The following is a 26,893-nucleotide window of genomic DNA, read 5'->3' as shown; positions in this document are numbered from 1 at the left end:
TAATGAATATGATATCCAGGGCAACCTGTAAGAGAATCATGGCGTTGTTATTAACAGCTACAGTCTTACTGCCTCTGTTTCTAATAGGAGAAGTACAGAGCTTTGCTAAGACAGAAATGACGATGGACGAATTTGATGATGTTATCAGTACTTATAACATTGATACCTCCATTCCCTCCTATAAGACCTACAGGGAGGAACACAAAGAGTCTAACAGACCCAGCCGTACAATGGAGGTTATGGCAGCTGATTATGTAAGATATGAAGAGAACAATAAAATTACCGAACCAGAAATATACACGAATTATGAAGGTATGGAAGGAACCAGTGTTCTGACAGGAGAGGACTCCCTTATAGAGTTTGAAACAGAAGTAGCAGAAACCGGATTATATAACCTCTCCGTATTGTATTACCCGGTAGAGGGTAAAAATTCTGATATAGAACGAAGTGTTTTTATCGACGGAAAACTTCCTTATCAGGAATTGGCCTTACTTACTTTCCCCAGAGTATGGAGCACCAATGTAAAAGATTTTTATGTAAATAAAGCTGGTGTAACGATAAAAAATTGGGAAAAGGATAATCAGGGAAATGATGTAAAACCGCAAAGTATTGAGGTACCGGAATGGCAGAGCAGATATTTGTATGATAGTAACGGTTACATAACGGAGGTATTATCCATTTACCTTGAAAAAGGCAGTCATACAATCTCATTGATTTCTTTAAAGGAGCCCATGTTAATCCGTAAACTGGTACTTGACAACGAAGGAATCACAAAGTCCTATGTAGATATAAAAGCTGAGTGGGATTCTAAGGGCGGTAAGGATGCGAGCAATACCAATATACGGATTGAGGCTGAGTATGCCACAAAAACATCATCACAAATGCTTTACCCGAAACAGGATCAATCATCTCCTGCGGTTTCTCCCTCCAGCTCCAGGGAATTGCTCAATAATACTATTGGAGGTAATTCCTGGAGGCTTGTAGGACAATGGATTGAATGGGAGTTTACTGTTCCGGAGAGTGGATATTATTACATATCCCTATATGATAAACAGAGTCTTTCCAGAGGTATTCATGTTTCCAGGCGTATTACCATCGATGGGGCAGTTCCCTTTCAGGAAATGTCCTCTTATGCTTTTGATTATAGCCAGGATTGGAGAGAAGATATACTGTCTGATAAAGATGATAAAGCTTATCGTTTTTATCTGTCAGAAGGACAGCATAGCCTAAGGATGGAAGTCGTATTGGGAGAATTCTCGGAAATCGTGGGTCTTGTCAAGGATTCTGTACAACAGCTCAACAGTATATACAGGCAGGTTATAAAAGTAATTGGTGTTAAACCGGATACCTATCGTGATTATCAGCTGTCGACAGTACTGCCGGAGTTAAAGGGTAAGCTTACGGAGGCAAGGGATACACTGAATCAGGCAATTGATGAGCTTTCAAAAGTAGCGGGTAAGAATACGGATAAAAAAGCCGTACTTTTGACCATGCGGGACCAGCTGGATAAGCTGATTGAAGATGAAGAGTATTTTGTAAGAGTTATTACAGCATATAAGATCAATGTAAGAGCCTTGGGGAATTGGATAACCCAGGCCATTAATCAGCCACTGCAGGTAGACCGTATCAATGTCTATTCACCAGATCAAAAAAATACCTATGACGGAGATTCCTTTTTTGATAAGGCTGCATTTGAGATAAAGCGGTTATTTTATTCATTTATTGTTGATTACAACTCCATAGGAAGTGTGACTGATGATAAAGTGCAGGGAACCCAGTCCATTACCTTATGGATTGGATCCGGACGTGATCAGGCTAATGTTATAAAATCATTGATTGATGAAAGTTTTACCAATAAGTCGGGAATCAGTGTGAATGTACAGCTGGTGGATATGTCTACGCTGCTAAAGGCGACACTGGTGGGAGAAGGGCCGGATGTGGCTATTCAGGTAGCAAATACCAACGGCGCTGCAGGCGCTGTGTTGAACACCGGAAATGATACACCGGTCAACTACGGAATCCGGAATGCGGTACTTGACCTCAAGCAGTTTACGGATGCAGATGAGATACTATCAAGGTTCTTGGAAGCTGCAACTACTCAGTTTACTTATGACGATGGGGTTTATGCGTTACCGGAAACTATCACTTATCCGGTCATGTTCTACCGGAAAGATATCTTAGCTGAAATCGGAATGAAAGTACCAACGACCTGGGAAGAGGTAAAGGTGGCGATGGCTGTCCTTGCCAAAAATCAGATGGAATTTGGTATGCTGCCGACAGAACAGATATTTGCATCAATGCTCTATCAGAATGGAGGAGCTTATTACACAGAGAATGGGACGGCATCTGCACTGGATTCAGATACAGCAGTAAATACCTTTAAGGATTTCTGTGAATATTATACGGATTATAAACTGGATAAGGAAACCAGTGTGGAAGAACGTTTCCGAACCGGTGAGTGTCCGATTATGATAGCTGATTATACCACCTATAATAATTTTGCGGTATCAGCACCGGATATAGCAGGACTTTGGAGCTTTACCCAAATACCTGGAACTGTGAAAACAGACGGTACAGTGGATCATTCCGTGGCAAGTACAGGACTTGCAAGTATGATTATGGCAGACACTGTGAATAAGGAAGCAAGCTGGGAATTCTTAAAATGGTGGACCAGCGAGGATACACAGACACAGTATGGACGTGAAATGGAAGGGCTTATGGGCTCTGCGGCAAGAGTTCCAACAGCTAATTATGAAGCCTTTTTAAATATGCCCTGGCCTGTGGAGGATTTTGAAGCGTTACAGGAATCCATGAAATGGGTGAAAGGTATTCCGCAGGTACCCGGGGGATATTATTCCTGGCGAAATGTCTACAATGCATTTTTCAAAGTGGTAACCAATACGGATACAGCTTTGCCAAGAGAAGAATTAATGGATAAGATCATCTATGTAAATGCGGAAATTACTTACAAACGGGAAGAGCTTGAACTGGATGGCAAGAGAAAATAACGGAGGGAAAGAGATGACTGAACATAAAAATAATTCCCAGATAAATGTATCCCAGGAGGCTCTGGAAATCGCAAGAAAACAAGGAACGTTGAGATACCGGATGAAAAAGAGCAAAGCTTCTTATTTGATGCTGGCTCCTTACTTTATATTATTTTTCTTTTTTACTGTGCTTCCAGTGGTTATGAGTATAGCCTTTAGCTTTACTTATTATAATATGTTGGAACTGCCGGAATTTATTGGCTGGAAGAATTACATAAAGCTATTCCTTGAGGATGACATTTTCTTAAAATCCTTAAAGAATACACTTATACTGGCTGTCATCACCGGTCCGGTAAGTTACTTTCTGTGTCTTTTATTTGCATGGATAATTAATGAATTCAAAGGCTGGCTGCGTGCCTTTCTGACCCTGATATTTTATGCACCAAGTATATGCGGTAATGCTTATGTGGTGTGGGCTTTGATTCTGTCTGGTGACCGTTACGGATATTTAAACGGTCTGCTTATGGATCTTGGTATTCTGGATCAAGCAATCGTTTGGATGAAGACAGAAAAATGGGTGCTTCCTTTCCTGATTGTGGTGCAGCTTTGGTTAAGTCTTGGAACAGGTTTCCTGGCGTTTATAGCCGGACTTCAGACTGTTGATAAATCTCTTTATGAAGCAGCAGCACTGGACGGCGTTAAAAATCGCTGGCAGGAGCTGTGGTATGTGACATTACCTGCCATGAAACCTCAGCTTATGTTCGGTGCGGTAATGCAGATTACGCAATCCTTTGCCATAGCAGATGTCTCCATACAGCTGGCCGGTAATCCTTCCGTTAACTACTCCGGAACGACAGTAGTTACCCATTTGCTTGATTATGGTACGGTACGTTTTGAAATGGGTTATGCCTCTGCAATCGCAACGGTACTGTTTCTTTTGATGATAGGTACGAACTTGCTGGTACAGAAGGGACTAAGGAGGGTAGGAGAATGATGAAGAAGCTGAAATTGCGTTTTTTCAGACCAAGAGAAAAGCGGTTGAACCGTTCCATGGCAGGTAATTCCTTGCTGTTTATCATTATGGCTATCTGTGGTGTGGCAATGATGCTGCCACTTATCATGGTAATCAACAATTTCTTAAAACCCTTGGATGAGTTATACCAATTTCCACCAAAAATATTTGTGAGAAACCCTACCCTGGTGAATATTACCGACTTATTTACCTTAATGAATGATTCCTGGGTTCCGTTTTCAAGATACATATTAAATACGGTTATTATTACAGGCGGTGGAATGCTGGGGCATGTAATTATTGCTTCCCTGGCAGCCTATCCCCTTGCAAAGCATGATTTTCCGGGAAAGAATATTCTTTTTCATCTGGTAGTGCTGTCTATGATGTTTTCCTGGACAGTAACTCAGACACCTCAGTATATGATCATTTCCTGGCTTCATATTAATAACAGCTACTGGGCATTGATTCTGCCTGCCTGTTCTTTTGGAATGGGACTTTACCTGATGAAGCAGTTTATGGAACAACTTCCAGACTCCCTTATGGAATCCGCCAGACTTGATGGTGCAAGCGAATGGCAGATTTACTGGAGAATTGTAATGCCCAATGTGAAGCCTGCCTGGCTTACACTGGCAATCTTTCAATTTCAGCAGATGTGGGGAAATACCGGCAGTACATTTCTTCGGGATGAAAGCCTTAAACCTCTGCAATTTGCGTTACAGCAAATTTCAGCAGGCGGAATGGCAAGAGCAGGAGCTGCGGCTGCAGTAACCTTTATAATTGCCGCAGTTCCGATAACATTTTTCCTCATATGTCAGAAGAATATCCTGGAAACTATGACATCATCCGGAATGAAAGATTAATAGGGGGTAGAGGATGAAACATATTAGAAAATCACACAAGATCATATCCCTTTGTCTGACCGTGCTCCTGCTTACGATTTTAGCGTCAGAAGAAGTTAAGGCTTCCAAACTCCCCTATGATACCTATAATTACGATTACCGCAAATATGTCCATTTTACTCCGGCAGCCTTTATTCCGGCTGGTACCATACGCGGAGAGCAGCTGACTTATCAGGGAGTGGCTGTCGGAAAGTTTCTTACACCCCAGGATATCTGCCAGACAGCCGATGGCAGGGTCTATGTGGCTGATACGGGAAATAACCGGATTGTCGTGCTGGATAAGGATATGAAAAAAGCTGTAAATATTATAACTTCCTTTGATAACGGCGGAAAAGAGGATACCTTTAATCAACCATATGGGGTTAGTGTTTCTGAAAAAGGCCAGATATACATAGCTGATTCTCAAAACCGGCGGATCGTTGTGTTGAACCAGGACGGTACTTTGTTTAAGATTGTTGAGAATCCTCAGTCGGAGAGTTTAGAGCAGGGGTATGTTTTCATACCATTAAAAATAACGGTTGATTATGCAGATAGAATCTATGTTATTGCTCAAAATATGTTCGAGGGTATTATGGTATTTGAAGCGGACGGTACTTTTTCAAGCTTCTTTGGTACCATCAAGGTTGAAATAAGTCTCTGGGAAAAATTCTGGAAGAGAATTGCAACAAAAGAAGAACGTTCTAAGCAACAGCTATATATTCCTACAGAGTTCACCGGTATCGACATCGATCCGGAGGGGTTTGTATATGCATCCAATATCGACTCTACCGGTGTACAGGGGGTCAGAAGGTTAAATCCCAAAGGAGAAGATGTCATAAAAAAAGGTGCCAATAAAAATGTGGGAGGTGATCTTTGGATTGCCGGTTCTACCGATTACTCAGGACCTTCTCAGTTTACAGATGTAGTTTACAGGGATAATGGCATATACTCCTGCCTGGATCGTAAGAGAGGGCGTATTATTACTTATGATCATGAAGGAAACCTGCTTTATATCTTTGGCGGCTTGGGCACTCAGGAAGGAACATTCTCCATGCCTGTGGCAGTGGAGGACCTTGGAGGAAATCTTGCAGTACTTGATGCCAACAGGGGAGAGATAATATGCTTTTCCGTAACGGAATACGGAAGACTGATCAATGAAGCAGTAGCGCTTCGTTTTGACGGCAACGAAGCAGAAGCCGTAGCTTTATGGCGCAGAGTATTGGAGCTTGATGAGAATAATGAACTTGCCAATACGGGTATCGGAAAAGCATATCTTACGGCAGGAGATTATGAACTGGCAATGAAATATCTAAAACTTGGTATGAACCGTGACTACTATTCCATCGCATATAAGCGTTTCCGCAATAGTGTGCTGATAGATAATGCAAGTTATTTTCTTACAGGAATCGTTATACTCATCGTAATTTTTAAGGGTTATAAATACGTAAGGAATAGAAAGAAAGGGGTAAACATAAATGGGTAAATATTTTTCTAAAGACAAATGGAATTATATGTTTTACACCATTTCTCATCCCATGGACGGCTACTACTGGATTCGCCATGAAAATAGAGGCAGTGTTCCCCTTGCAATATTAATGGTAATCCTGTTTTCTGCTTGTTTTAGCGCAAACCGTTTGCTTGCCAGTTTCGTGGTAAGTGATGTGGATCCCAGGTCTGTGGATAGTTATTTTGAATTTTTAGGTGTCCTGGCCTTCTATGCCTTGATATGTGTCAGCAACTGGTCTGTGACCTGTCTGATGAATGGTGAAGGCAGAATGAAGGACATTGCAATAGCTGTCGGCTACAGTACCGTACCCATGAGTACGGTACTGGCTGCCGGTACCTTGATTAGTTGGTTTATTGCAGATGATGAACAGCCTTTTTATGTGTTGCTCCTGGGGGCAGGAATTGTATTTGGTATCCTTTTAATGCTCATCGGTATTATGCAGGTACATAACTATACATTGGGGAAAACCTTAGGCACCTTATTTATTACCTTCTTAGCCATGTTGGTAATTATCTTTCTGCTATTGCTCCTGTCAAATCTTCTGGGCATGGTAGTGACATTTATTCGGAGTATCTACACTGAGATAATATTTAGAACTTAGGAGGCGTAAGCATGAAGACTTTGATTAAGAAGCAACACCATCGGCCCTTCAGCCTGATGAAGAAAATCGTGCTTTGTGTCTTGAGTACTGTGCTGATAGTTGGAATAATCTATCTAATCTATTATGCCATTCATTATCTGGCTTACGACAAGTACAGAGATTATCTGACAAGTTACGATTATGAAACCGGAGAAGAGTACCAACCGGTAAAAGAAAATAAAACAGACGTACCCGGGATGGAATTAGTATGTGAAAATGAGTTTTTAAAATTGTATACGGATACTGCCACTGCTGCAGTTGCAATTTATGATAAGAGAAATGGAGAAATAAGTTACTCCAATCCTCCAGCGGCAGAAGAGGATAGCATTGCCAACGATGCCAATATGAATTATCTTAAATCCCAATTTATCCTAAATTATTATAATCCCGAGGTAAAATCAGGTACCTATGATTCCTACAGCATGGCGGTAGAAAAAGGACAGGTAACGGTTGAGAGTCTTAAAAATGGACTTCGTTATATTTACCGTCTGGGAGACTTTAATAGCAGTAAGACCGGTATCATCCCAATATACATTACCAGTGAAAAATTAGAAGAAATCCTTGGAAAACTTTCAGAGAAGGATTCCGTATCCTTAGAGAGGTATTACATAGAAAGTTCTACTACAAAGGATATGCTGGAACTTAATGGTGTTGTTAAGAAGAATCCCAAAACCATCAAAAAAATTCAGGAATGGCTTGATTCGATTGGCTGGACAAATGAGGAATATGAAGAACAAATGGAACTTGCAGGTGTTGAAACCATATTACCCATTTCCTTTCAGATTCCTTTGGAATACAGGCTTGTGGAAGATGGATTAAAGGTGTCCATTCCAGTGTCTGCCATCGAAGAATACGGCGGCGGATCAATTTACCGGATTCAGTTACTGCGTTATATGGCAGCTGCGAATACAACAGAAAATGGCTATATGGTGGTACCAAATGGTTCCGGTTCTTTGATTGATTTTAATAACGGAAAGATCACAGCAGCTTCTTATTCACAATATGTCTATGACATTGATCCGCTGGCTGCAAATTATACGACTACGGAGAACAGTATAAGTGCCAAACTACCATTGTTTGGAATCTGCAGAGAGAAGTCCTCTGTGCTGGTAACCATTGAAAGCGGAGCAAGTCTTTCGCTGATAACAGCCGGAATTTCTGGTGTATATAATGAGTATAATTATGCGTATCCAACGTTTGTGCTTCGTACAGCCGATAATCTAAGGATGTTCGGAAATACCAGCCAGGACGTATTAGTACTGGAGCCGGAGCTATATGATGCCAATCTGGAAGTAAAATATACTTTCCTGACAGAGGAATATAAGGGTTATGCAGGCCTTGCAGGTTATTACAGAGAAAAGCTGATAGCAAAAGGTGTACTTACTCCTGACACACAGACCGGAGATATCCCCTTTTATTATGATATTATCAGCGGGGTAAAGGAAACGGCTCATTTTCTTGGGAAACAGTATCTTCATACCTTTTCCATGACTACTTTTGATCAGGCTGGCAAGATATCTGAGGAACTGGCAGTGCAGGGAATAAACAACCAGGTGATGAATCTGCAAGGTTGGTTTAACGGCGGGTATTATCATAATACAGCTGATAAGATAAAGATTCCTGGAAAACTTGGAGGAAAATCGGAGCTTGAAAGCCTTGGTGAAACTTTAAAGAAACACGGCGGAAAACTATATGCAGATGTTGCCCTGCAACAGATAACCTATGCTGATAAGGATTTTAACTATAATGCAGAAGCCTCTAAGTATTACGGAGCAGGTTATGTGGTAGCCTTAGGGCAGGTAAATCCTACGACCTTAAGAAGTACTTCAAGTCTTGGGTATATGGAGACGGTCTACAATCTGCTATCACCCAGATATCTGCCCAGATATGTGAGTAAATTCGTAAAAGAAATTAAGGGCTATGACATAGAAGGTATCTCCTTAAGAGATCTGGGAAATATCGTTTATTCTGATAAAAAACGTACGAATATAATTGACAGGGAAGAAGCGCTTAAAGTGGTGTTAGGACAGCTTGACTTGCTAAAAGGTACCGGTAAGAAGCTGATGACTAATAGTGCCAATGATTATAGCTTTGCATACAGTTCAGATATTATAAACGTACCCATTGAACAAAATAATTTCCTCCTAGTAGATGAACGGATTCCACTTTATGAAATGATTCTTCATGGCAGTATTTCCTATTCTACAGAACTGTTAAATTATGAGGACAAAGAAGGCATGAAGGAAACTGTGCTTAAAATGATAGAAAGCGGAGCATCGCCTCATTATATTTTCACCTGGGAAGAATCAAACAAGATGAAGAATACCGGATTAAACAGATATTATGCGACTACTTTCGGAGTTTGGAAGACTGATGCAATTGCAATATACAAACAGGTTAATGAACCATTAAGTCAGGTAAGGGGAGCAGTGATGCAGAATCATGAAATCCTCTCAAATGGAGTAAGAAAGGTTACTTATGACAATGGTGTCATTATCTATATCAACTACAGTGATACAGCACAGCTGACGGATGGGTATGAGGTACCGGCAGAAGGCTATCGATTGGAGGAGACGAAATGAATAGAAAGAAAAAAATGACCCTTCTCCAAAAACGTAAGATGACAGGATTTTTATTTATTCTTCCCTGGTTTGTTGGATTTCTGGTCTTTTATGTCAGATCCATACTTCTGGCAGGACAGTTTGCCTTTTCTGAGTTGAATATGGATGCTTTAAATGGCGGTTACAGTCTTACAAATGTGGGTTGGGAGAATTTCCGTTATGCCTTCCGCGTTCATGGTACTTTTAAACAGATACTTACGACTTCCGTACTGGATATGCTGGTGGATGTTCCGTTAATTACTTTCTTCAGCTTATTTATGGCAATACTACTCAACAAAAAATTTAAGGGAAGAACCGTCGTAAGAGCAATTTTCTTTCTGCCTATTATCCTGAATTCCGGGGCAATTACCGCGGCCATGGAATTATCTGCTCAGATGATGCAGGGGGGGATTTCGTCCCAGGCAGCAGAGATGTTATCGTCTTCAGCCTCAGCTGGCTCTACCCTTGCTCTGGACATTGACTTTTTTATTGATATGTTCATGAATCTGGGTATTCCGGTAACGTTAATTGATTATATTATAACTGCTGTAGCGCGTATCAATGATATCATAGCAGCTTCCGGCGTGCAGATAATCATATTTATTGCTGCTTTGCAGTCCATACCGGGTTCTATGTACGAGGTGGCAAAGATTGAAGGGGCTACTGGTTATGAAACCTTTTGGAAGATAACTTTTCCTATGGTAATGCCCCATATCATAACCAACGTGGTATATACCATAGTAGACAGCTTCACGGAAAGCGGAGTAGTTGATCTGGCATATAAAACAGCATTTAATGATTTTAATTACGGGTTGAGCAGTGTATTCAGTCTGGTATCAACCATAATTACCTGTATTATTCTGGTAACAGTCTGCGGGCTGATACAGAAGCGTACTTTCTACTACAATTGAGGAAAGGAGAAGCATATCATGATTAAAAATTCTGCCTTAACGGATGGTTTCCTGAAGATAAAAGCTATAGCAAGTGACAAAGATCAGGGTAAGAGCCTGCTTCATAATGTGAAGAAATTTCTGATCAGCGTATCAAGAATTGCCATATTGATTGGTGTTGGATATGTAATCCTGTCACCGGTCATTGGTATGATAGTGAACTCCATTTCCTCAGATCGGGATGCATACAATCCAATGGTATTTGTTTTGCCACAATTTCCAACATTGGAAAGATACCGGCTTGTTTATGAGTCTCTTGATTATCTGCCTACCATGGCCAGGGATCTGTTTTACACTTTGTCCCTGATGCTGTTGCAGATTCTTATATGCTCCATGGTAGGATATGGTTTTGCAAGATTTGATTTTCCTTTTAAGAAGCTTTTGTTTGGCTGTGTGGTGGTGATGATCGTTATCCCTGTACATACTATTATGCTGCCATTGTACATAACCTTTAGACAGTTTGATCCATTTGGCATTGCCACCGCACTAACAGGTTCGCCTATCAACCTTATGGGAACTCCGGTTCCTATGTATATTATGACAGTTCTGGGCTGCGGGCTGAGATCAGGTTTATATATTTACATTTTTAATCAATTTTTCAGAGGGCTTCCCAAAGAAATCGAGGAGGCAGCTTTTGTAGATGGTGCAGGCGTTTGGTATACCTATTTTAAGATTATGCTGGTAAACGCCACACCGGCTGTCATAACCGTAGCAGTGTTCTCAATGGTATGGCAGTTCAATGATACTTTTTTTGCAAAGTTATTTTTGATTAGTGAGGACGTGGTAATCAGTAAAAAGATCTCCATATTGCAGGCAACCATTGCAAACGATTATAAGATCCTGGATACAGCCATACAGGAATTATATCTGAATGCCGGCATTATATTAGTCATCTTACCTATATTGATTATCTATCTTTTACTACAGAGATACTTTATAGAGGGTGTGGAGAGAAGCGGTATTGTGGGGTAGTTTTCTCTTGCCTGGAAGCTATTAACTTTTATCTTAAAAGGAGGAGTGAAAAAGGTGAAGAACCAAAAAATTTTAGCCTGCCTATTGGTGGGCACCATGGCTTTGACTTTCGTGGGCTGTAAAGGTGACGGTACAAAAAAGACGGACGCAAATGTAAAAAACGAGATTGTTCAGGAAGTGACCGCTACACCGGAAACGGAAAAAGAGCCGGTTCCGGAAACAGTATCGGCAAGCCTGGATTTTGAAGACGGTAATATGGGGTTTGTTTCTTTGTATACCCAGTCTGCGGATGCAGATAATTCAGAATTATCAATTGTAGATTACAACGGAAGTAAAGCGCTGCAGGTAAAGAACATGGAGGGAAAGGTTCCTTATGTTGGATTTGATGCTACCAGCCTTCTGGGAGCTGACGTTGCTAAAGTGGCTGCCTTGGAGATGACGATTGGTACAGATTACGGTAATGGCGGTTTCAGCGCTTCATCCGGAAATATCCTTACCTGGACCGGTGAAAAACTTGAAGAGACTAAATATGACTGGTCTGTATATCTGGATACCAAGAATCCAAACAAAGCAGTTGCGAAGCTGGATACTGGAAAAGAATTCATAGCAGATGCCGGCAATATCTTTATTATTTGCCTAAAGACCGATAATGGAGTTACAGAAGGAAATGGAAATGCTACGATGTATATCGATGATATCCGTTTCCTGGACGCTTCTGGTAATGTACTGACAGCAAATAGTTCAGTTGCATTTGCACCCCCTAAAGGTTTTGAAAGTACCGGAATCGATCTGTCCAATCTGGCAGCAGTTACCAATGCGGTGAACTTTGAAGGTTTTGCTTGCACGGGAGCCGGATGGGCACAAAACGGTTTTGAAATGCCAAAGGAAATCCTGGATGCCTTGGTACCCGGTTCTGTTGTAGAAATCGAGTATACCAGCGAAAATGGTGATATGTGGCTGGTAATGCCAGGAGCAGCTGCAGGCTGGATGAGAGTTGGAGATGGTACCAATAGCAAAGCTTTTATTAACAACTCTAAAAACGTTGCGCAGATTACCTATGAGCAAATAGCTGAATTCTGCGGAGAAGACAAAGCTACCTGGGGTACGACCATGCAGTGTGAGGCTTCCGGAGCCTGGGAGGTTTACAGCGTAAAGATTGGCACAAAGTCACCGGTATACGGATTATCCAATCCAGTGGAATTCAAGGATTTTGCCTGCAAAGCAGATGCCTGGGCACAGAATGGTTTTGATATGCCGCAGGAAATCCTGGATGCTTTGGTGCCGGGTTCTGTTGTTGAAGTTAGCTATACCAGTGAATCCGGCAAGCTGTGGCTAGTAATGCCCGGAGCAGCTGCAGGCTGGATGAGAGTTGGGGATGGTACCAATGGTTCTGCTGTAAGTTATAATGGCAAGAGTTACATTACTTATGAACAAATTGCTGAATTCTGTGGTGAAGATAAGTCTGCCTGGGGGCTCACAATGCAGTGTGAATCCGATACACCCTGGGAAGTATATAGTGTGAGAGTAGGAACAGCTTCTACTATGAACATGTTAAATAATGTGGTAGACTTTAAAGATTTTGCCTGCAAAGCAGATGCTTGGGCTCAAAATGGCTTTGATATGCCGCAGGAAATCCTGGATGCCTTGGTACCAGGATCAGTAATTTCTGTTAAATACTCCAGTGAATCTGGGAAATTGTGGCTGGTAATGCCCGGAGCAGCTGCAGGCTGGATGAGAGTCGGTGATGGTACCAATGGGCAGGCAGCAAACAGTGATGGAATTGCACAAATAACCTACGAGCAGATTGCAAAGTTCTGTGGAGAAGACAAATCCACCTGGGGAACCATGATGCAATGTGAATCGGATACGCCGTGGGAAGTATACAGCGTAAGTGTAGGTCAGGCCGCTAAATAATAGCAAGAGAAGGGGACATTGAAGGAGGATATGGAATAATGAAAAATTTGAAAAAAGTAATAGCTCTTTGCTTATCTGTTATGATGGTCGTGTCAATGTTTGGCTGCAGTAAAAAGGCTGAGAAAGACACTCCCGCCAGCAGTGAAGTCACAGAAAGTGCCACAGAAGCACCTACAACTGAACCTGTCAGGAATACTGGTGAGAAAAGAACCATCAATATTGGTACCTGGTGGATACAATACTATGACAGCTCTCATAAGTCCGTAGAAGATGATCCCTCCTATTCCGGTTTGGATGTAGCGCATTTAAAATTTGATAATGTTAAAAAGATCCATGATAAATACAATGTAGATTTCTTCTGGAAAAACCTGACGTATGCAGGCGTTCAGGAATCTATAAATAATTCCATTCTTGCAGGTACACCCGATTGTGACATATACCTGGTAGAATTGTCGTTTGGTATTCCGGCAGCACTTAATGGTCTGGCTACCGATTTGAAAACCGTTCTTCCGGCAGATAACGATCTTTTTACCACACAAAAGAATATTACATACCTGGACCTGGGGGATGGTAAAGCAACACTGCTAAAGAGGGTAGAAGCAGCTTCAACGATAGAAGCAACCTATCCTTTAGGTTTCAATATGCAGATGCTGGAGGACAATAATCTGGAAGATCCCAGGAAACTATATGAGCGTGGAGAGTGGACCTGGGATAAATTCATTGAATACTGTAAGGTACTGACAAAGGATTCGGATGGAGATGGTCAGACGGATCAATATGGCTATTGCGGCTTCCAAAATGAGACCTTCGAGCAGCTGCTTATGAGTAACGGTGCACATATTGCCTCAACGAAAAAAGAGGAGCTTTCTTCTGCGGCAACTGGTGAAGCCCTGCAGATGATGTCAGATATGTACAATGTATATAATGTTGCCTATCCTTATGATTTTGAAAGCGGCGATGACGCTACCACCATGAGGGGACAGTACCGTGAAGGGAATATCGGTTTCTTCCCTATTGCAGCGTGGATTGCAGCGGATAAGGCGGATTATGACTACTCAGGTGCTAACGGCTCTACCCTTGCATTTGATACGGCCTATGTTCAGTGGCCGGTAGGTCCTTCCGGTAATAAGGATACCAATGCCGGTAAGGTATCAGCAGGTGAATACTATATTATTCCTGCAGGGGTAAAAGATCCGGAAACAGTTTATAATGTGCTTTATGATATGTGGAACTGGTATGACGGAGATACTTCTGTTCGAGATGATGAGGAGACTCTGTATTGGTGGTATGCAGTTACCGCTTCTGATGAGACACTACAGAACGAGAATTTCTCCATTATGGAAGATGTCGGCAGCAGAGAAACCTTTGAGCTTTGGAATCAGCTGGGTGTCTCTTACGATCTTCACTCACTGATCAAAGGGGAGACCACGCCAGCACAGTTCCAGGAAACCTACAAACAGCAGGTACAGGATGCCCTTGATGCCTATTTTAAATAAGAAAGCAATTGTATCGGAAACAGTAATTTATTTCTGATAAAGCAGCAGTGCTGCCGTATACAAATAGAAATTACAGGGCGGGGTGCCGCCCTGTAAAAAGGTAGAATGGAGGAATTTATGAGCGATATTAAAATGATAGCTCCTGCGGTGCCAAATGTTCCCTGGCAAGAACGTCCGGCAGGGTTAAAGGATGCCCCGGTTTGGAGATATACAGAAAATCCGATTATCGGACGAAATCCCGTAAAAGGCGTTGCCAGAATATTTAACAGTGCGGTCATGCCCTACGGGGATGAATTTATCGGTGTTTTCCGCGGTGAGCAGACGAACGGTATTCCTTATATCTACCTGGGTAGGAGTAAGGATGCCATTCACTGGGAGTTTGATGAGAATAAAATACCTTTTATGGATAGTGAGGGCAAATCTTTTATGCCGCTATATGCCTATGACCCAAGACTGGTAAAGGTTGAGGATACCTATTACATCATTTGGTGTCAGGATTTTTACGGTGCGGCAATCGGTATGGCTAAAACAAAGGATTTTAAATGCTTTGAAAGAGTGGAAAATCCATTTCTGCCTTATAATCGAAATGCAGTGCTGTTTCCCCGAAAAATCAATGGAAATTTTATTATGTTAAGCAGACCCTCTGACAGCGGGCATACACCTTTTGGTGATATTTTCGTTAGTGAGAGTCCTGATCTTACGTTTTGGGGGAAACACAGACATGTTATGGGAAGAGGCAGTAACTGGTGGGAATCCTTAAAAATCGGCAGCGGAGCAACTCCTATTGAAACCAGTGAAGGTTGGCTTCTGTTCTATCATGGGGTAAGCGGTACCTGTAATGGCTATGTATACAGCATTGGAGGAGCAATCCTGGATCTTGAGAATCCTTCCATTGTAAAATATCGTTGTGAGACTTTCCTGCTTACGCCGGAGGAGTGGTATGAAGAAAGAGGGTTCGTTCCCAATGTAATTTTTCCTTGCGCTACCATTCACGATTCAGAGTCTGGTAAGATTGCCATTTACTATGGTTCAGCAGATAGTTATGTTGGTCTGGCCTTCACCCAATTTGATGAAATCATAGCTTATATAATGGAACATAGCAATGTATCCGGAAGTGATACGGAAGTTGGGAACAGATAGAAGAAGCGTTATATAATAGAAAATCGTAGTTTAAAGAAACGCAGTGAAATGGAAGAATAGTAATCAGGGAATTGTAGTGAAATGGAAGAATCCTAGTGTGAAAAAGAAGCCCAGCGTAAAAGAAGAAGGCTAGTGTAAAGAGGAAACCTGATATAAAAGAAGAAGGCTAGTGTAAAGAGGAAGCCTGAAATAATAGAAGAAGGTTGGTATATAGAAAAAGCACAGTTTATAGAAATCATATCTTAATATTATTAATGGGATTTTGCAAAATAGATTAAGTATCTATGGTGCAAAATCCTTTTTTCTTTTCTGATAAATTAAACTTTCTTATTGTATTGTGTGCATTTCTATCCGGTAGCGTTAATGGAGATTGTCGTATTCGTTCTTGGTGCTTGTGAAATACTACGCTGCATTCATAGAGTAAAAAGCTTTTATATTCTGGAATTATCATTGTTTATATGTTCAAGCTGGCTGTATACCGAGGATGCGAATACGATTTCCAGACACTATATGATTAGATAACTATAAAAATATGTTGACAAATTATAATTGGATGAATATAATGATAGTAATTTCATAAATAGTATAAAATTAACACAAAGCGTGTTATTTATCAATGAAATAGAAAATGTTCTATCAATTTCGAGGTATTATGATGGAAGAAATTAATAACATTCTAAAAGTCAAAATAAAGCTATAAAAGAGTAGAAATGGAGGAAATATGGAAGTATTGAATAGTACAGAAATCACAAATTACCGCAAAGCAATGGAAGCGGAAAAAGAAAGGATCACATTCCAGATAAATTATCTGCAGAAAGATAACCGAGAGGATGAGGCGGTATTTGAAAAAATCAGACTGAATGTCTATAATATTTTTCTCTCCTGTTTACAGGTCAGTATTAATAAATTGGATAAGGATAGAGCTTTTTATGACTCAGAATATACTATACGGTTTAAGAACGAGTATCTAAGCTGTATTGATAGGATAAGTAAACCATGGAAAGAAAAACTTCTCTTTGCAGAAAATCATGACATTACAGAAGACGGAATAATTGAAACGATTAAACTTGAAACAACTGCTGCTATTAAGCTTCTGTTTCTGCAAAGCTTAGAAGGAGCAAACCAATGACAGAAGAGCGGGTTATCAAATTATTAAAATGCCTCTCTGATAAATCCAGGCTTCAGATTGTAAAAAACCTGGTCAAGGAACCCATGTATGTAGAACTTCTGGCAGAAAGGCTTAATCTAACCCCTCCAACGGTATCTTTTCATTTGAAGAAACTAATGGACAGCGGACTGGTAACCTCAGAGAAAGAGCAATACTATATGATTTACCGCGTGAATAGGGAAGTGTTTGGCAATACCCTGGAGGAACTGATATTAAGTAAGGTTACTGAAAATGAAGCTGAAATGGAAAGAGAGCTGAAATATCGGAACAAAATTATCAACAGCTTCTTTGAAAGAGGAAAACTTAAGAGCATACCGGTTCAAAAGGAGAAGCGTAAGATTATTTTAAATGTGCTGGCAGAAAAATTTGAATATAATAGAGAATATAAGGAGAAAGAAGTCAATCTTATATTGGCGGATTTTCATGATGATTTTTGTACCTTGCGTAAATATATGGTGGAAGAAGACTTCTTTGAGCGGGGGAATAGCAGCTATAAACGAAAAGAAAAGTAAGAAAGACTATTTTTATACTGTTGCTTAAGAAATTACTGTGAATTCCAAACATTGTTAATTGATTGCCCTTCTGTTATACTTTTAGATAAACGATAACAATGCTATTAGCAAAGGAGTGACGTAAATGTCTGGAATTATATTAGAAGGTGGAACCTTCCGCCCTATATTCAGTGCTGGTATTATGGATGCCTTATTAGAACATGAAATTCTGTTTCCGTACTGTATCGGTGTTTCAGCTGGTATAAGTTTTGGGTATTCCTATGTGTCCAAGCAGAAAGGCAGGAACCTGGATATACTTCTTAATTACAGAAAAGACAAACGATATATAGGAACAAGAAATTTAATCAAATACAAAAGTCTCTTTGGACTGGATTTCGTTTACAATGAAATACCGAACAAGCTATATCCTTTTGATTGGGACACTTTTAACCAGTACGACGGAAAAGTGGTGGTAGGTGTCACCAACGCCAATACCGGAAAGGTCGAATACCTGGATGGCAAAGATACGGATAAAAAATGTACGGTATTACAGGCCACCTGTGCGATGCCTATGTTCTTTCCGGCAATTAATTGGAAAGAAAATTTGTATTATGATGGCGGCCTTACGGATTCCATACCTATAAGAAAAGCTATTGCTGACGGTAATGAGAAGAATCTTATTATATTGACAAGACCAAAGGGTTATCAAAGAACCTTGGGAAAAGACAGTAAGATTGCTATGAGAATGCTGCGTAATAAATATCCGGCAATGGTAGAGGTATTAAGAGACCGGCCTAAAATGTATAACGAAACAGTTGCATTTTGTGAAGAACTTGAAAAGCAAGGAAAGGCTGTAATATTAAGACCGGAATACCCAATAGAAAGCTTGGAAAAAGATTTGGATACCCTTGAAAAGAATTATCGTCATGGTTACGATATGGCTGTCAGTAAGTTAAAAGAAATTGAGAAGCTTCTCTAAGCTGTACTTTGAAGTTTATAAATGATACAGCGGCCTCTTCAAAACGTAAGACGGGTTCTTTAAATTTGAACTGTGAAGCTTTTTTAAATAGCTATTGGATTAACTTAGAATACTTTTGAGCGATATTCCAAAAGAAAAACCTAAGTATTTAGTAAATTAGCAAAATCCATGTATCAACGTTCAGACTGGTTTAATTAGCCATAACGTGATCCATGGATTTTATAGGTTAAACATTTCAAAAGGAACTGTCTTAAGCTCCTTTTGAAATTTCAGCCAGACGGTCAATAATGGGTAAGTGCTGGGTACATAACTTTTCACATTTTCCGCATTTGATACATTCAGCTGCCATTTCTACAGGTATATGCCAATGATAGTTAATTCTGTTGTACATATTATTTCCGAGAAGTTTCTCATTATAGGCATCCATAAATTTAGGAATGTCTATCTCTTTTGGACAGTGTTTACAGTAAGCGCAACCGGTGCATAGGTTATTTAAGGCAACACCTTTATTTTCATATTCCTCAAAGATTTCCTTTGCAGGTCTCTCTTTCAGATTTTCTACGGCCTTACAGGCATCATCTACATGCTCTTTGGTAGTACAGCCGGAAAGGGTTATGGTGATTTCCTTATGGGATGCCACAAAGTTAAGAGCAGCCTGGGCAACCGTCAGATCAGTACCCTCTGCAAGGTATTCAAAGGTTTTGGGGTTATTAGGAATTAAACCGCCGCCTAAGGGGTTCATTACTACTACACCCATACCTTTTTCGTAAGCAGCTGTAATACCGGTTTGACGGAAACGATAGTTTAAAGCGTTATATCCGATTAACATTCCCCTGAATTTATCTGCAGCAACAGCATCCTCGAGTTCATTTCCCTGCATGTGAGAAGAAAATACAATGTTTCGAATAAGCCCTTCCTTTTTCGCTTCTTCAAAAAAACCGTAGAGAGACTCACACTGGCTTTCGAAAGAATTCAGATTCAGAACACACCAAAGATGATAAAAGTCGAGATAATCTACTTTTAATCTGCTTAAGGTAGTTTCAAGCCTGCTGCGAAAAGCATCGCGGGTACTTTTTCCGCCGATGGTACCCAGATTGGTTTTGGAAGATATGTAGTAGCTGTCTCTGGGTAACTGGGATAGTGCAAGTCCTGTTATCATTTCACTTTTATCATTACAATAAAAAGGTGCGGTATCGAAATAATTTATACCTTTTTCATGGGCATATAAAACGACTTCTGAACATTTTTCATAGCGTTCTGCTTTAACATCCTCATCGTCATAGCGCATACAACCCATGCCTATGGCAGATACTTTCATGTCAGTATTACCGTATTGTTTGTAGTACATTTTCTACCTCCGTCAAATTAGGACGTGTCTGTCAACCCATCACACTGTTCTTAATGCTTCAATTTACGGTATACTGCACTTACAAAACATCCCGCAAAGTGACACCTTAAGCCCCGAACAAGTAAGGATCAGGCACTCCTTAGATCTCCTGAACAAAAAAATATAAAAAGTTTCTATAAGTTGAATCCGCTTGCCTCTTACGGTTATAGAAAGGCTAGAAGAATTAATATTTTACAGGACAACTTATAGTATCAATAATAGTATAACATATAAATAAAAAAAACCTCAATGGAGAATATGATACTAAAGCCATTTCTGGCGGTAAGTGAAAGGACTTTCTCTTTTATTGGAATAGTAGTATAATGAGGATAAAATATAAATGGCATTATTGCGAAGGAAATTATGAGAGGGAAGAAACGAAAATGATAAAAAAGAAAACGAATAAAACAGAAGCTTTAGGAAAATCAAGCAAGGAAGAAAAGGCAAAATATAGCACAAAGAAAGCTGGCATTATTAAACCGAATAGTGGCAATAAACCAAAAAGCAATAGTAATAAAAATAACAACAAAACTGCTGCTATAACCGATTGGTTTTTTATGAGCAAACAGGAAATCACAGCGAAAGATATAGCACAGTGTTTGCAGCCCCTTAACCTCGGTGAATTGGATTTGTGGGAGGAACTGAATATACTTGCTCTGGAAATAGGAGAGAAAAACAGTATAGATTTTGAAGGTTTGACAGGTGGTTTTAGAGATAAAGAGGATATTTCATTTATGAATCAACATGGGTTTGTAACTGTATTTACTGTAACCGTTAGAGAAGACAGTACATTGATCCGTGGGGTTTTTGATGAAATTCTTAAGCAATTTCCCGGAGCTTTCTGTGCGGATACGGAGGATTTCAAACCATATATTATGAGCAGAAGTGAATAACAGACAGGCAACTTGAGAGAAGGGACAGCTTGTGAAAGAGCAGGTAGAAGGAAGGGTGCAAAAGTGAAAATGTTACGGGGAATATTTGGCTTATTGTTTGGCATGCTCCTGTTTCTTCTGGTGATGTTTGGGCAGCTTTTTTTCAGGGAAGATAAGAGCAATGATGCAATCAGCAGTAAAAATGATGCCGATTTTCATATACAGATACTGGTTCAGAATACGGACGAATACTTTTGGACCAATTTCAAAGATGGAGCAAAGGATGCTTCGGAAGAAATGAAAGTTCATACAGAATTTGTACCGATTACCGGTAAAGACGGTGAAGCGATTCAGGATGCCGTTGAGAAAGGTATCTATGCCGGTGTTGACGGAATTGCCTTAAAACCTGCTGATGCCATTGGAACCAGTGAGATTGCGGAGGAGGCAAGGCTGAAAGGGATTCCTCTGGTGGTGTATGAGAATGATAGTTATAATATATCCGGGGTGCCAACCGTAGCCTCGAACAGTTATACCATCGGCTCTATGGCTGGTAAGATGGCAGCAGATGCAGTCGGAAATGGTGCAAAAGCAGTAGTTATCATGAATGAAGCCGGAGAAGAAGGAGATATACTGTACAGAAACTTAAGTATACAGGGTATTACAGAAGCTTTTTCAGTAAATGATGTGCAGCTGGAAGAAATCTATACCTTAAAACAAAATATGTTTGATGCGGAGAAAGTGACCTATTCAATTATTTCAAAACATAAGGATGCGGATGTCATTATATGTCTGGACGAAAAAAGCACGCCCGGTGTTGCGCAGGTATTGGTAGATAACAATCTGGTAGGGGATATCAAGCTTGTAGGGTACGGCAGTATGCCTCTTACCCTTGATTATGTTGAAAGAGGAGTTGTGTACGGAACGGTTTGTCCCAATGCATATGAGATTGGATACTTTACCGTGAAACAGCTGGCTCAGGTATTAAACGGTGTGCAGATCAGTGACTACAAGAGTACACCTCTTTATACCATAGATGCCTCTAATGTGGCTGATTACAATGATCAGATTGCTGGACAGGCAGGTGAGGAATGAAAGAAAGAGGCAAATCAGGTAACAAAGGTGAGGAGAAAGTAAAAAATAAAGTTGGCAGAAAAGCAGAGTGGAAAGGAAGCAGAAAAGAAGGCATTAAAGGAAGTAAAAAAATATTTCTTAAAAAAAATAAAGTATATGGTAAGGTTAGCAGCAAGGAAAGAAAAGATCTGTCCTATCGCACCAAACTTACCAGTTTCTTTCTGCTGGCTACTGCTATTACCATACTGGTCGGCTTGTATAATTATATCTCCTCCCAAATATTGATGCAGGATATGACGGATTTGCTGAATAAGAGCCAGGAGCTTACGGCATTGTACAAAGAAGTAGACGAGATTCAAAATGATCTTGAGGTCTATTTATCCACCAGAAGTTCGGACAGTCTTCAGTCTTTTTATAATCACAGCAATTCCATCAGTTATAATAACAGTATTCTAAAAGCGGATACCGACTATACGGATCGAGGAGTAAGGATAACTAATCTTACAGGTATGATCGATCATTATCTTAAGATTCTGGATGAAACCATTGTTGACAAAAGAAACCGTAAAATAAGTGATTACACAGCCGGATATCAGCAGACCGTAAAAGAATATAATTACATCGGCAGTTATATCAAGGAAATCATGAGTACGGATCTGAGTGACAGTGCTGAAAAATATATTGATATTCGAAGAGAAGCAGATAGTAGTTCGATGCTGAGTTATACCATGTTTGGTATAAGTTTTGCATTGATTCTTGTGTTGATCGTACTGTTCAGTTATGAAATCACAAGACCCATTACAAAGCTGTCAGCTTATGCAAAGGAAGTATCCTCCGGTAATTTTGAAGTGGATATATCAGAGGAAGGCACCAGCAGTGAGATAAGGGTACTATACAGGGCTTTTGGTAAAATGACCAGAAGTATTAAGAAATATATCAATGAGCTGAAGGAAAAAGAAAGACTTGAAAGAGTACTGATTCAGGAGAAATATGATAATCTCAAGATGAAAAATGCCCTGCATGAAGCGGAGCTGTTGGCACTGCAATCTCAAGTTAATCCACATTTCATTTTTAATTCTATCAATATCGGAGCGAAGGTTGCCATGCTTCAGGGAGACAGTGTAACTTGTGAATACCTGGAAAACTTTGCAGATATTTTTCGGTATAACTTAAAGGGGCTTGACTATAATGCGACTTTGTCCGATGAAGTGAACAATGTTATGGCATATATGAGTTTATTGACTACCAGATTTGGTGATTTCATCGAATTTCGTACAGACATCCCGGAAGACCCGGACATAAAAAACTTTATTATTCCAAGAATGACGCTTCAGCCGCTGACAGAAAATGCCTATATCCATGGAATCAGCAAACTGGAAGAGGGTGGTATCATTGAGTTAAGCGTGCGAAAAGAAGCAGAGAGAGTGGTAATTATAGTCTCTAATTCCGGCGATCATTTTCCAGAAGAAGCAATTCAGCAGATTCTGAACCGGAAATGGAAACATGAAAAAAATGAAAAACAAAAAGGCCATACCACCGGCATTGGAATGGATAATGTGTTAAAAAGGCTCAGGCTGTTTTACGATGCTTATGATGTTATGAATATCATAAGCAAAGACGGAGTAACAAAAGTTATTTTGTCGCTGCCTTTTGGTAAAAACAGAGAGGAAGACATGTAACCCCACGAAAGAGGTTAATAATAATGTATAAAGTATTAGTTGTTGATGATGAACCGATAGCAGCAGAGTCTGTAATCTATATGCTAAACAGGAATTTTGAAGAAATAGAAATCGTAGGCAGTGCACGTTCAGGAAAAGATGCGATAGAAAAAGCCTATAATCTACATCCGGATATCATAATAATGGATATTAATATGCCGGGTATCAACGGATTAGAGGCGATGAAGCAAATAAAAGCCTCTAATTCCAATGTAAGCTTCATTGTAATATCTGCCTTTGATTATTTTGATTATGCTGTGGAGGCAGTAGCACTGGGGGTTGTGGAATATCTGTTAAAGCCCGTTAAGGAAGCAAAACTGAAGGAGACCATGACAATAACGCTGGAGCAGATACGCGTCCGTAAGCAGAATATTCAGAAGAATCTGGAGCAGCAGGAAAGAATGGAAATGATAATTCCTGTTCTGGAGAATGGTTTTATGAATTCCTTGTGTCTTTATAACGGCGGAGCAGAGGAACTTAAGAACTACTGTCAGCTCTTTGGAATACCAAAAGGCAGCGGTTATGTAATGGCAATTGAGCTGGGTCAGAAGAAGAGCAGAAAGATAGAGAACAAAATTGGTGCCGGTGTATACGGCGATAAAATGTATGGTGAATATAAGAAAATCATTCAGTCCAGGCTTAAGGCGATTGTTGGGCCAATTATGCTTAACCGTATTATTGTATATGTTTTTGAAGAGAACGAAGCAGAAGAATATGAGCTTAAGAAGCATTCTGTTGATGAAGCAGGAAGAATACTGGAAAGAGCGATAAGAATCTATCCGGATATCTACATCGGTATCGGGCGCTATTACAGCTCTATCGAGGAAGCCAGAAAATCCTATCAGGAATCCCTGTTTGCCCTTGGGGTTTTAACCGGTGAAAAAGAAAGCAAAGAAGCACAGATTCTCCATGTAGATGATATTCTGGACAGGGTTGAGTATTCAGAGAGTGATTATGAGGAACAATTGGATGAAATCTATCTTCATGCAGCAGAGCAGGAAGAAGAGGGTGTGCTGGTAACCTTTGAAGAGGTCTTTAACCGGATGACCAGGGATAATTCCATGAGCTTTGAAAATATCAAAAACAGTATGATTGGACTGGTAACAGGTTTTGCTGCCCGTTGGAAAAATGCAGCCGGTAATTATTATGATGTATTAAAAGAGATTATTGGAACGGAACAAAAGGAAGCACTTTACGCAATCAGCAGAGGTTTCCTGGAACGTACAGTTAAGCGACTGGCAGAAGGAAGACAGCTTAAGGCAAATACCATAATTGAAAAGGCAAACCGATATATGGAGCAGTATTTCGGAAGAGAGATTTCATTAGAGGAGGTAGCCAGAGAAGTTAATTTGAGCCCTTATTATTTCAGCAGGTTCTATAAAGAAGAGGCCGGCATAAATTTCAGCGACAGACTGACGGAAATTCGTATGGATAAGGCAAAGGAATTGCTGCGTAAGGACGAATATTCCATTAAGGATGTCTGCTATATGACGGGTTATATGGAACCGAACTATTTTTCAAAGATCTTCAAAAAGGTAACCGGTGTTACACCCACAGAATATAAAAAACTGTTCGGGAATTAAAGAGGAGGTAGAGGGATATGAAGAAGCGCTTATGGGGAAGAGCTTTAAGTTTTATCCTTGGTTTAATGGTATTGGTGTCAGCAACAGGATGTGAAAAGCGAACGGAGAAGGACATACGGCCTGAAAAGGATGATAAAATCGTGGTTGGATTTTCTCTTGGAACATTGATGGAAGACAGATGGATCAGGGACAGGGATATCTTCATATCGAAAGCCGAGCAGGAAGGCATCGAAGTAATCGTAAATAATGCCAATAAGGATTCAGACTTGCAGTATGAGCAGGTTAAGACCATGCTAAGCCAAGGCATTGACGTACTTGTAATAGCACCAAACGACAGTGTTTCAGAAGCGAAATGTGTAAAAGCTGCCAAAGAGGAGAAAGTACCTGTTATTTCTTATGACAGACTGGTGTCAAACAGTAATGTGGATGTCTATATTTCCTTTGATAATCATCAGGTTGGACAGATCATGGCAGAATATCTGACGGAAAATGTTCCCCGGGGCGGCTATATTATTCTTGGCGGTTCTGAAAATGACAGCAACAGCAAGATGCTTTATGAAGGAGCTATGTCTGTATTGCAGCCCTTTATTGACAAAGGTGATATTGAAATTCTGGATCAGACCTGGATAGACGGCTGGATCAGAGAAAGTGCTTATGATTTTATGAGAGAAGAGCTGAAAAGCTATAAAGATAGAGTAAAGGCAGTAATCTGTGGTAATGATTCTCTGGCCTGGGGCGTCATCGATGCGCTATCTGAGGCGCAGATAGCGGAACAGGTGCAGGTTACCGGCCAGGATGCAGATCTGGTTGCCTGCCAGAGGATTGTTACAGGGAAGCAGGCACTTACTGTCTATAAGCCCATAAAGGATCTGGTGGAGAAAACAGTTGAGGTCTGTATTGCTCTTAAGAATGGGGATGAGATTCAGAGTGATGGTTATATTGATGATGGGAATTACAAGATTCCTTATATTTATATAGGGGTTCAGGCTGTGACGAAGGATAATATTGATGAAACAGTTATTAAAGATGGATTTCATTTGTATGAGGATGTTTATCAGACGGAATAGAGGATGGAATTGCACTTTTTTGTGTGTGAAATGATATAGGTTGTGGCAGTGGACGATGATTTAAAGCTCTGTTTAATCATTTTGTTATTCGAGAACCCATATTCCACTAAAGCTGCAGAAACTGTTCATAGCAGGTACAACAGTGCCAAACTCGCTGCTGCTTTGTGGTCGCGGCAGGTTTTTGAGCTCAGACAGTGGCACTGTTGCACCTTTTCACAGTTTCTGCAGCTTAAGTGTCATATGGAACCTCTCAATACAAAATTCTTAAACAGAGCTTTAAATCATCTGGTTATATATTACATCCGGTTATATGCTACATCTGGTTATAGGTTATATGTAAGTCTGTTACGAGATTTTAGCCCAGAAATCAGGAAATGGAAAAATTGCTTACATTGAAACGGATTATTTTGGTGGAGTAGGTTAGCTAATCAGATTTCTTGTATGCTAGAGGAATTGTAAAA

General features: G+C 40.3%; 20 protein-coding genes. 19 read left to right on the top strand and 1 reads right to left on the bottom strand.

Features of this window, described 5'->3' with window-relative positions:
- Nucleotides 1-8 precede the first annotated feature (8 nt).
- The 14 genes from R2R35_RS01785 to R2R35_RS01720 all read left to right on the top strand — a co-directional run bounded on the left by R2R35_RS01785 (nucleotide 9) and on the right by R2R35_RS01720 (nucleotide 18,734).
- Complete coding sequence (locus R2R35_RS01785) at nucleotides 9-3,008, top strand: extracellular solute-binding protein (RefSeq protein WP_317732789.1); 3,000 nt, start codon at nucleotides 9-11, stop codon at nucleotides 3,006-3,008.
- 13 nt (nucleotides 3,009-3,021) lie between these two features.
- The gene (locus R2R35_RS01780) at nucleotides 3,022-3,981 is read left to right on the top strand and encodes a carbohydrate ABC transporter permease (protein ID WP_317732788.1); all 960 of its coding nucleotides are present in this window, start codon (nucleotides 3,022-3,024) and stop codon (nucleotides 3,979-3,981) included.
- A complete protein-coding gene (locus tag R2R35_RS01775; RefSeq protein WP_317732787.1) occupies nucleotides 3,978-4,859 on the top strand; it encodes a carbohydrate ABC transporter permease in 882 nt (293 codons plus the stop codon). Before R2R35_RS01780 ends, R2R35_RS01775 begins: the two co-directional genes overlap by 4 nt.
- 13 nt (nucleotides 4,860-4,872) lie before the next feature.
- Nucleotides 4,873-6,360 carry a gluconolactonase gene (locus R2R35_RS01770; RefSeq protein WP_317732786.1) on the top strand — a complete coding sequence of 496 codons (1,488 nt, stop codon included), beginning with the start codon at nucleotides 4,873-4,875 and terminating at the stop codon, nucleotides 6,358-6,360.
- Nucleotides 6,353-6,985 carry a YIP1 family protein gene (locus R2R35_RS01765; protein WP_317732785.1) on the top strand — a complete coding sequence of 211 codons (633 nt, stop codon included), beginning with the start codon at nucleotides 6,353-6,355 and terminating at the stop codon, nucleotides 6,983-6,985. The genes R2R35_RS01770 and R2R35_RS01765 overlap by 8 nt, the downstream gene beginning before the upstream one ends.
- An 11-nt stretch (nucleotides 6,986-6,996) precedes the next feature.
- On the top strand, nucleotides 6,997-9,606 hold the full coding sequence (locus tag R2R35_RS01760; protein ID WP_317732784.1) for a DUF5696 domain-containing protein: 2,610 nt from the start codon (nucleotides 6,997-6,999) through the stop codon (nucleotides 9,604-9,606).
- Nucleotides 9,603-10,535: a carbohydrate ABC transporter permease gene (locus R2R35_RS01755; RefSeq protein WP_317732783.1), complete on the top strand. Its 933-nt coding sequence runs from the start codon at nucleotides 9,603-9,605 to the stop codon at nucleotides 10,533-10,535. Before R2R35_RS01760 ends, R2R35_RS01755 begins: the two co-directional genes overlap by 4 nt.
- Nucleotides 10,536-10,553: 18 nt before the next feature.
- Nucleotides 10,554-11,546 carry a carbohydrate ABC transporter permease gene (locus R2R35_RS01750; RefSeq protein ID WP_317732782.1) on the top strand — a complete coding sequence of 331 codons (993 nt, stop codon included), beginning with the start codon at nucleotides 10,554-10,556 and terminating at the stop codon, nucleotides 11,544-11,546.
- Between the two features lie 54 nt (nucleotides 11,547-11,600).
- Nucleotides 11,601-13,460: a hypothetical protein gene (locus tag R2R35_RS01745; protein WP_317732781.1), complete on the top strand. Its 1,860-nt coding sequence runs from the start codon at nucleotides 11,601-11,603 to the stop codon at nucleotides 13,458-13,460.
- A gap of 38 nt (nucleotides 13,461-13,498) precedes the next feature.
- Nucleotides 13,499-14,956, top strand: a complete 1,458-nt coding sequence (locus R2R35_RS01740; protein ID WP_317732780.1) for an extracellular solute-binding protein — start codon at nucleotides 13,499-13,501, stop codon at nucleotides 14,954-14,956.
- 117 nt (nucleotides 14,957-15,073) lie between these two features.
- Nucleotides 15,074-16,096 carry a glycoside hydrolase family 130 protein gene (locus R2R35_RS01735; RefSeq protein WP_317732779.1) on the top strand — a complete coding sequence of 341 codons (1,023 nt, stop codon included), beginning with the start codon at nucleotides 15,074-15,076 and terminating at the stop codon, nucleotides 16,094-16,096.
- A 721-nt stretch (nucleotides 16,097-16,817) separates the two neighbouring features.
- Nucleotides 16,818-17,225 (top strand): hypothetical protein, encoded by a 408-nt coding sequence (locus tag R2R35_RS01730; protein ID WP_317732778.1) that lies wholly within the window; start codon nucleotides 16,818-16,820, stop codon nucleotides 17,223-17,225.
- Nucleotides 17,222-17,776 (top strand): DUF2087 domain-containing protein, encoded by a 555-nt coding sequence (locus tag R2R35_RS01725; RefSeq protein WP_317732777.1) that lies wholly within the window; start codon nucleotides 17,222-17,224, stop codon nucleotides 17,774-17,776. Before R2R35_RS01730 ends, R2R35_RS01725 begins: the two co-directional genes overlap by 4 nt.
- Before the next feature lie 124 nt (nucleotides 17,777-17,900).
- On the top strand, nucleotides 17,901-18,734 hold the full coding sequence (locus tag R2R35_RS01720) for a patatin-like phospholipase family protein (RefSeq protein WP_317732776.1): 834 nt from the start codon (nucleotides 17,901-17,903) through the stop codon (nucleotides 18,732-18,734).
- Nucleotides 18,735-18,984: 250 nt separating this feature from the next.
- On the opposite strand, the gene R2R35_RS01715 is transcribed toward R2R35_RS01720, so the two are convergent.
- Nucleotides 18,985-20,082, bottom strand: coding sequence for an aldo/keto reductase (locus tag R2R35_RS01715; RefSeq protein WP_317732775.1), 1,098 nt, complete (start codon nucleotides 20,080-20,082; stop codon nucleotides 18,985-18,987).
- Nucleotides 20,083-20,504: 422 nt separating this feature from the next.
- Here R2R35_RS01715 and R2R35_RS01710 point away from each other — a divergent pair, with 422 nt between their 5' ends.
- From R2R35_RS01710 to R2R35_RS01690, 5 genes are all read left to right on the top strand, one after another.
- Nucleotides 20,505-21,014: a hypothetical protein gene (locus tag R2R35_RS01710; RefSeq protein ID WP_317732774.1), complete on the top strand. Its 510-nt coding sequence runs from the start codon at nucleotides 20,505-20,507 to the stop codon at nucleotides 21,012-21,014.
- A gap of 69 nt (nucleotides 21,015-21,083) precedes the next feature.
- Nucleotides 21,084-22,085 (top strand): sugar ABC transporter substrate-binding protein, encoded by a 1,002-nt coding sequence (locus tag R2R35_RS01705; RefSeq protein WP_317734724.1) that lies wholly within the window; start codon nucleotides 21,084-21,086, stop codon nucleotides 22,083-22,085.
- On the top strand, nucleotides 22,082-23,743 hold the full coding sequence (locus R2R35_RS01700; RefSeq protein ID WP_317732773.1) for a sensor histidine kinase: 1,662 nt from the start codon (nucleotides 22,082-22,084) through the stop codon (nucleotides 23,741-23,743). The genes R2R35_RS01705 and R2R35_RS01700 overlap by 4 nt, the downstream gene beginning before the upstream one ends.
- Nucleotides 23,744-23,766: 23 nt before the next feature.
- Nucleotides 23,767-25,365: a response regulator gene (locus tag R2R35_RS01695; RefSeq protein WP_317732772.1), complete on the top strand. Its 1,599-nt coding sequence runs from the start codon at nucleotides 23,767-23,769 to the stop codon at nucleotides 25,363-25,365.
- A 17-nt stretch (nucleotides 25,366-25,382) separates the two neighbouring features.
- Nucleotides 25,383-26,432 (top strand): sugar ABC transporter substrate-binding protein, encoded by a 1,050-nt coding sequence (locus R2R35_RS01690; protein ID WP_317732771.1) that lies wholly within the window; start codon nucleotides 25,383-25,385, stop codon nucleotides 26,430-26,432.
- The last annotated feature ends 461 nt before the right edge of the window (nucleotides 26,433-26,893 follow it).

Source organism: Anaerocolumna sp. AGMB13020, assembly GCF_033100115.1.
In the GTDB taxonomy this organism is placed as follows: Bacteria; Bacillota; Clostridia; order Lachnospirales; family Lachnospiraceae; genus Anaerocolumna.
The sequence above is the reverse complement of the archived record's forward strand: the minus strand, read 5'-3'. Positions and strand labels throughout refer to the sequence as shown.

Bases quoted from the DNA above. Each gene is read 5' to 3' on its own strand.
- R2R35_RS01785 (WP_317732789.1), top strand. From the start codon at position 9: ATGATATCCAGGGCAACCTGTAAGAGAATCATGGCGTTGTTATTAACA.
- R2R35_RS01780 (WP_317732788.1), top strand. From the start codon at position 3,022: ATGACTGAACATAAAAATAATTCCCAGATAAATGTATCCCAGGAGGCT.
- R2R35_RS01775 (WP_317732787.1), top strand. From the start codon at position 3,978: ATGATGAAGAAGCTGAAATTGCGTTTTTTCAGACCAAGAGAAAAGCGG.
- R2R35_RS01770 (WP_317732786.1), top strand. From the start codon at position 4,873: ATGAAACATATTAGAAAATCACACAAGATCATATCCCTTTGTCTGACC.
- R2R35_RS01765 (WP_317732785.1), top strand. From the start codon at position 6,353: ATGGGTAAATATTTTTCTAAAGACAAATGGAATTATATGTTTTACACC.
- R2R35_RS01760 (WP_317732784.1), top strand. From the start codon at position 6,997: ATGAAGACTTTGATTAAGAAGCAACACCATCGGCCCTTCAGCCTGATG.
- R2R35_RS01755 (WP_317732783.1), top strand. From the start codon at position 9,603: ATGAATAGAAAGAAAAAAATGACCCTTCTCCAAAAACGTAAGATGACA.
- R2R35_RS01750 (WP_317732782.1), top strand. From the start codon at position 10,554: ATGATTAAAAATTCTGCCTTAACGGATGGTTTCCTGAAGATAAAAGCT.
- R2R35_RS01740 (WP_317732780.1), top strand. From the start codon at position 13,499: ATGAAAAATTTGAAAAAAGTAATAGCTCTTTGCTTATCTGTTATGATG.
- R2R35_RS01735 (WP_317732779.1), top strand. From the start codon at position 15,074: ATGAGCGATATTAAAATGATAGCTCCTGCGGTGCCAAATGTTCCCTGG.
- R2R35_RS01730 (WP_317732778.1), top strand. From the start codon at position 16,818: ATGGAAGTATTGAATAGTACAGAAATCACAAATTACCGCAAAGCAATG.
- R2R35_RS01725 (WP_317732777.1), top strand. From the start codon at position 17,222: ATGACAGAAGAGCGGGTTATCAAATTATTAAAATGCCTCTCTGATAAA.
- R2R35_RS01720 (WP_317732776.1), top strand. From the start codon at position 17,901: ATGTCTGGAATTATATTAGAAGGTGGAACCTTCCGCCCTATATTCAGT.
- R2R35_RS01715 (WP_317732775.1), bottom strand. From the start codon at position 20,082: ATGTACTACAAACAATACGGTAATACTGACATGAAAGTATCTGCCATA.
- R2R35_RS01710 (WP_317732774.1), top strand. From the start codon at position 20,505: ATGATAAAAAAGAAAACGAATAAAACAGAAGCTTTAGGAAAATCAAGC.
- R2R35_RS01705 (WP_317734724.1), top strand. From the start codon at position 21,084: ATGTTACGGGGAATATTTGGCTTATTGTTTGGCATGCTCCTGTTTCTT.
- R2R35_RS01700 (WP_317732773.1), top strand. From the start codon at position 22,082: ATGAAAGAAAGAGGCAAATCAGGTAACAAAGGTGAGGAGAAAGTAAAA.
- R2R35_RS01695 (WP_317732772.1), top strand. From the start codon at position 23,767: ATGTATAAAGTATTAGTTGTTGATGATGAACCGATAGCAGCAGAGTCT.
- R2R35_RS01690 (WP_317732771.1), top strand. From the start codon at position 25,383: ATGAAGAAGCGCTTATGGGGAAGAGCTTTAAGTTTTATCCTTGGTTTA.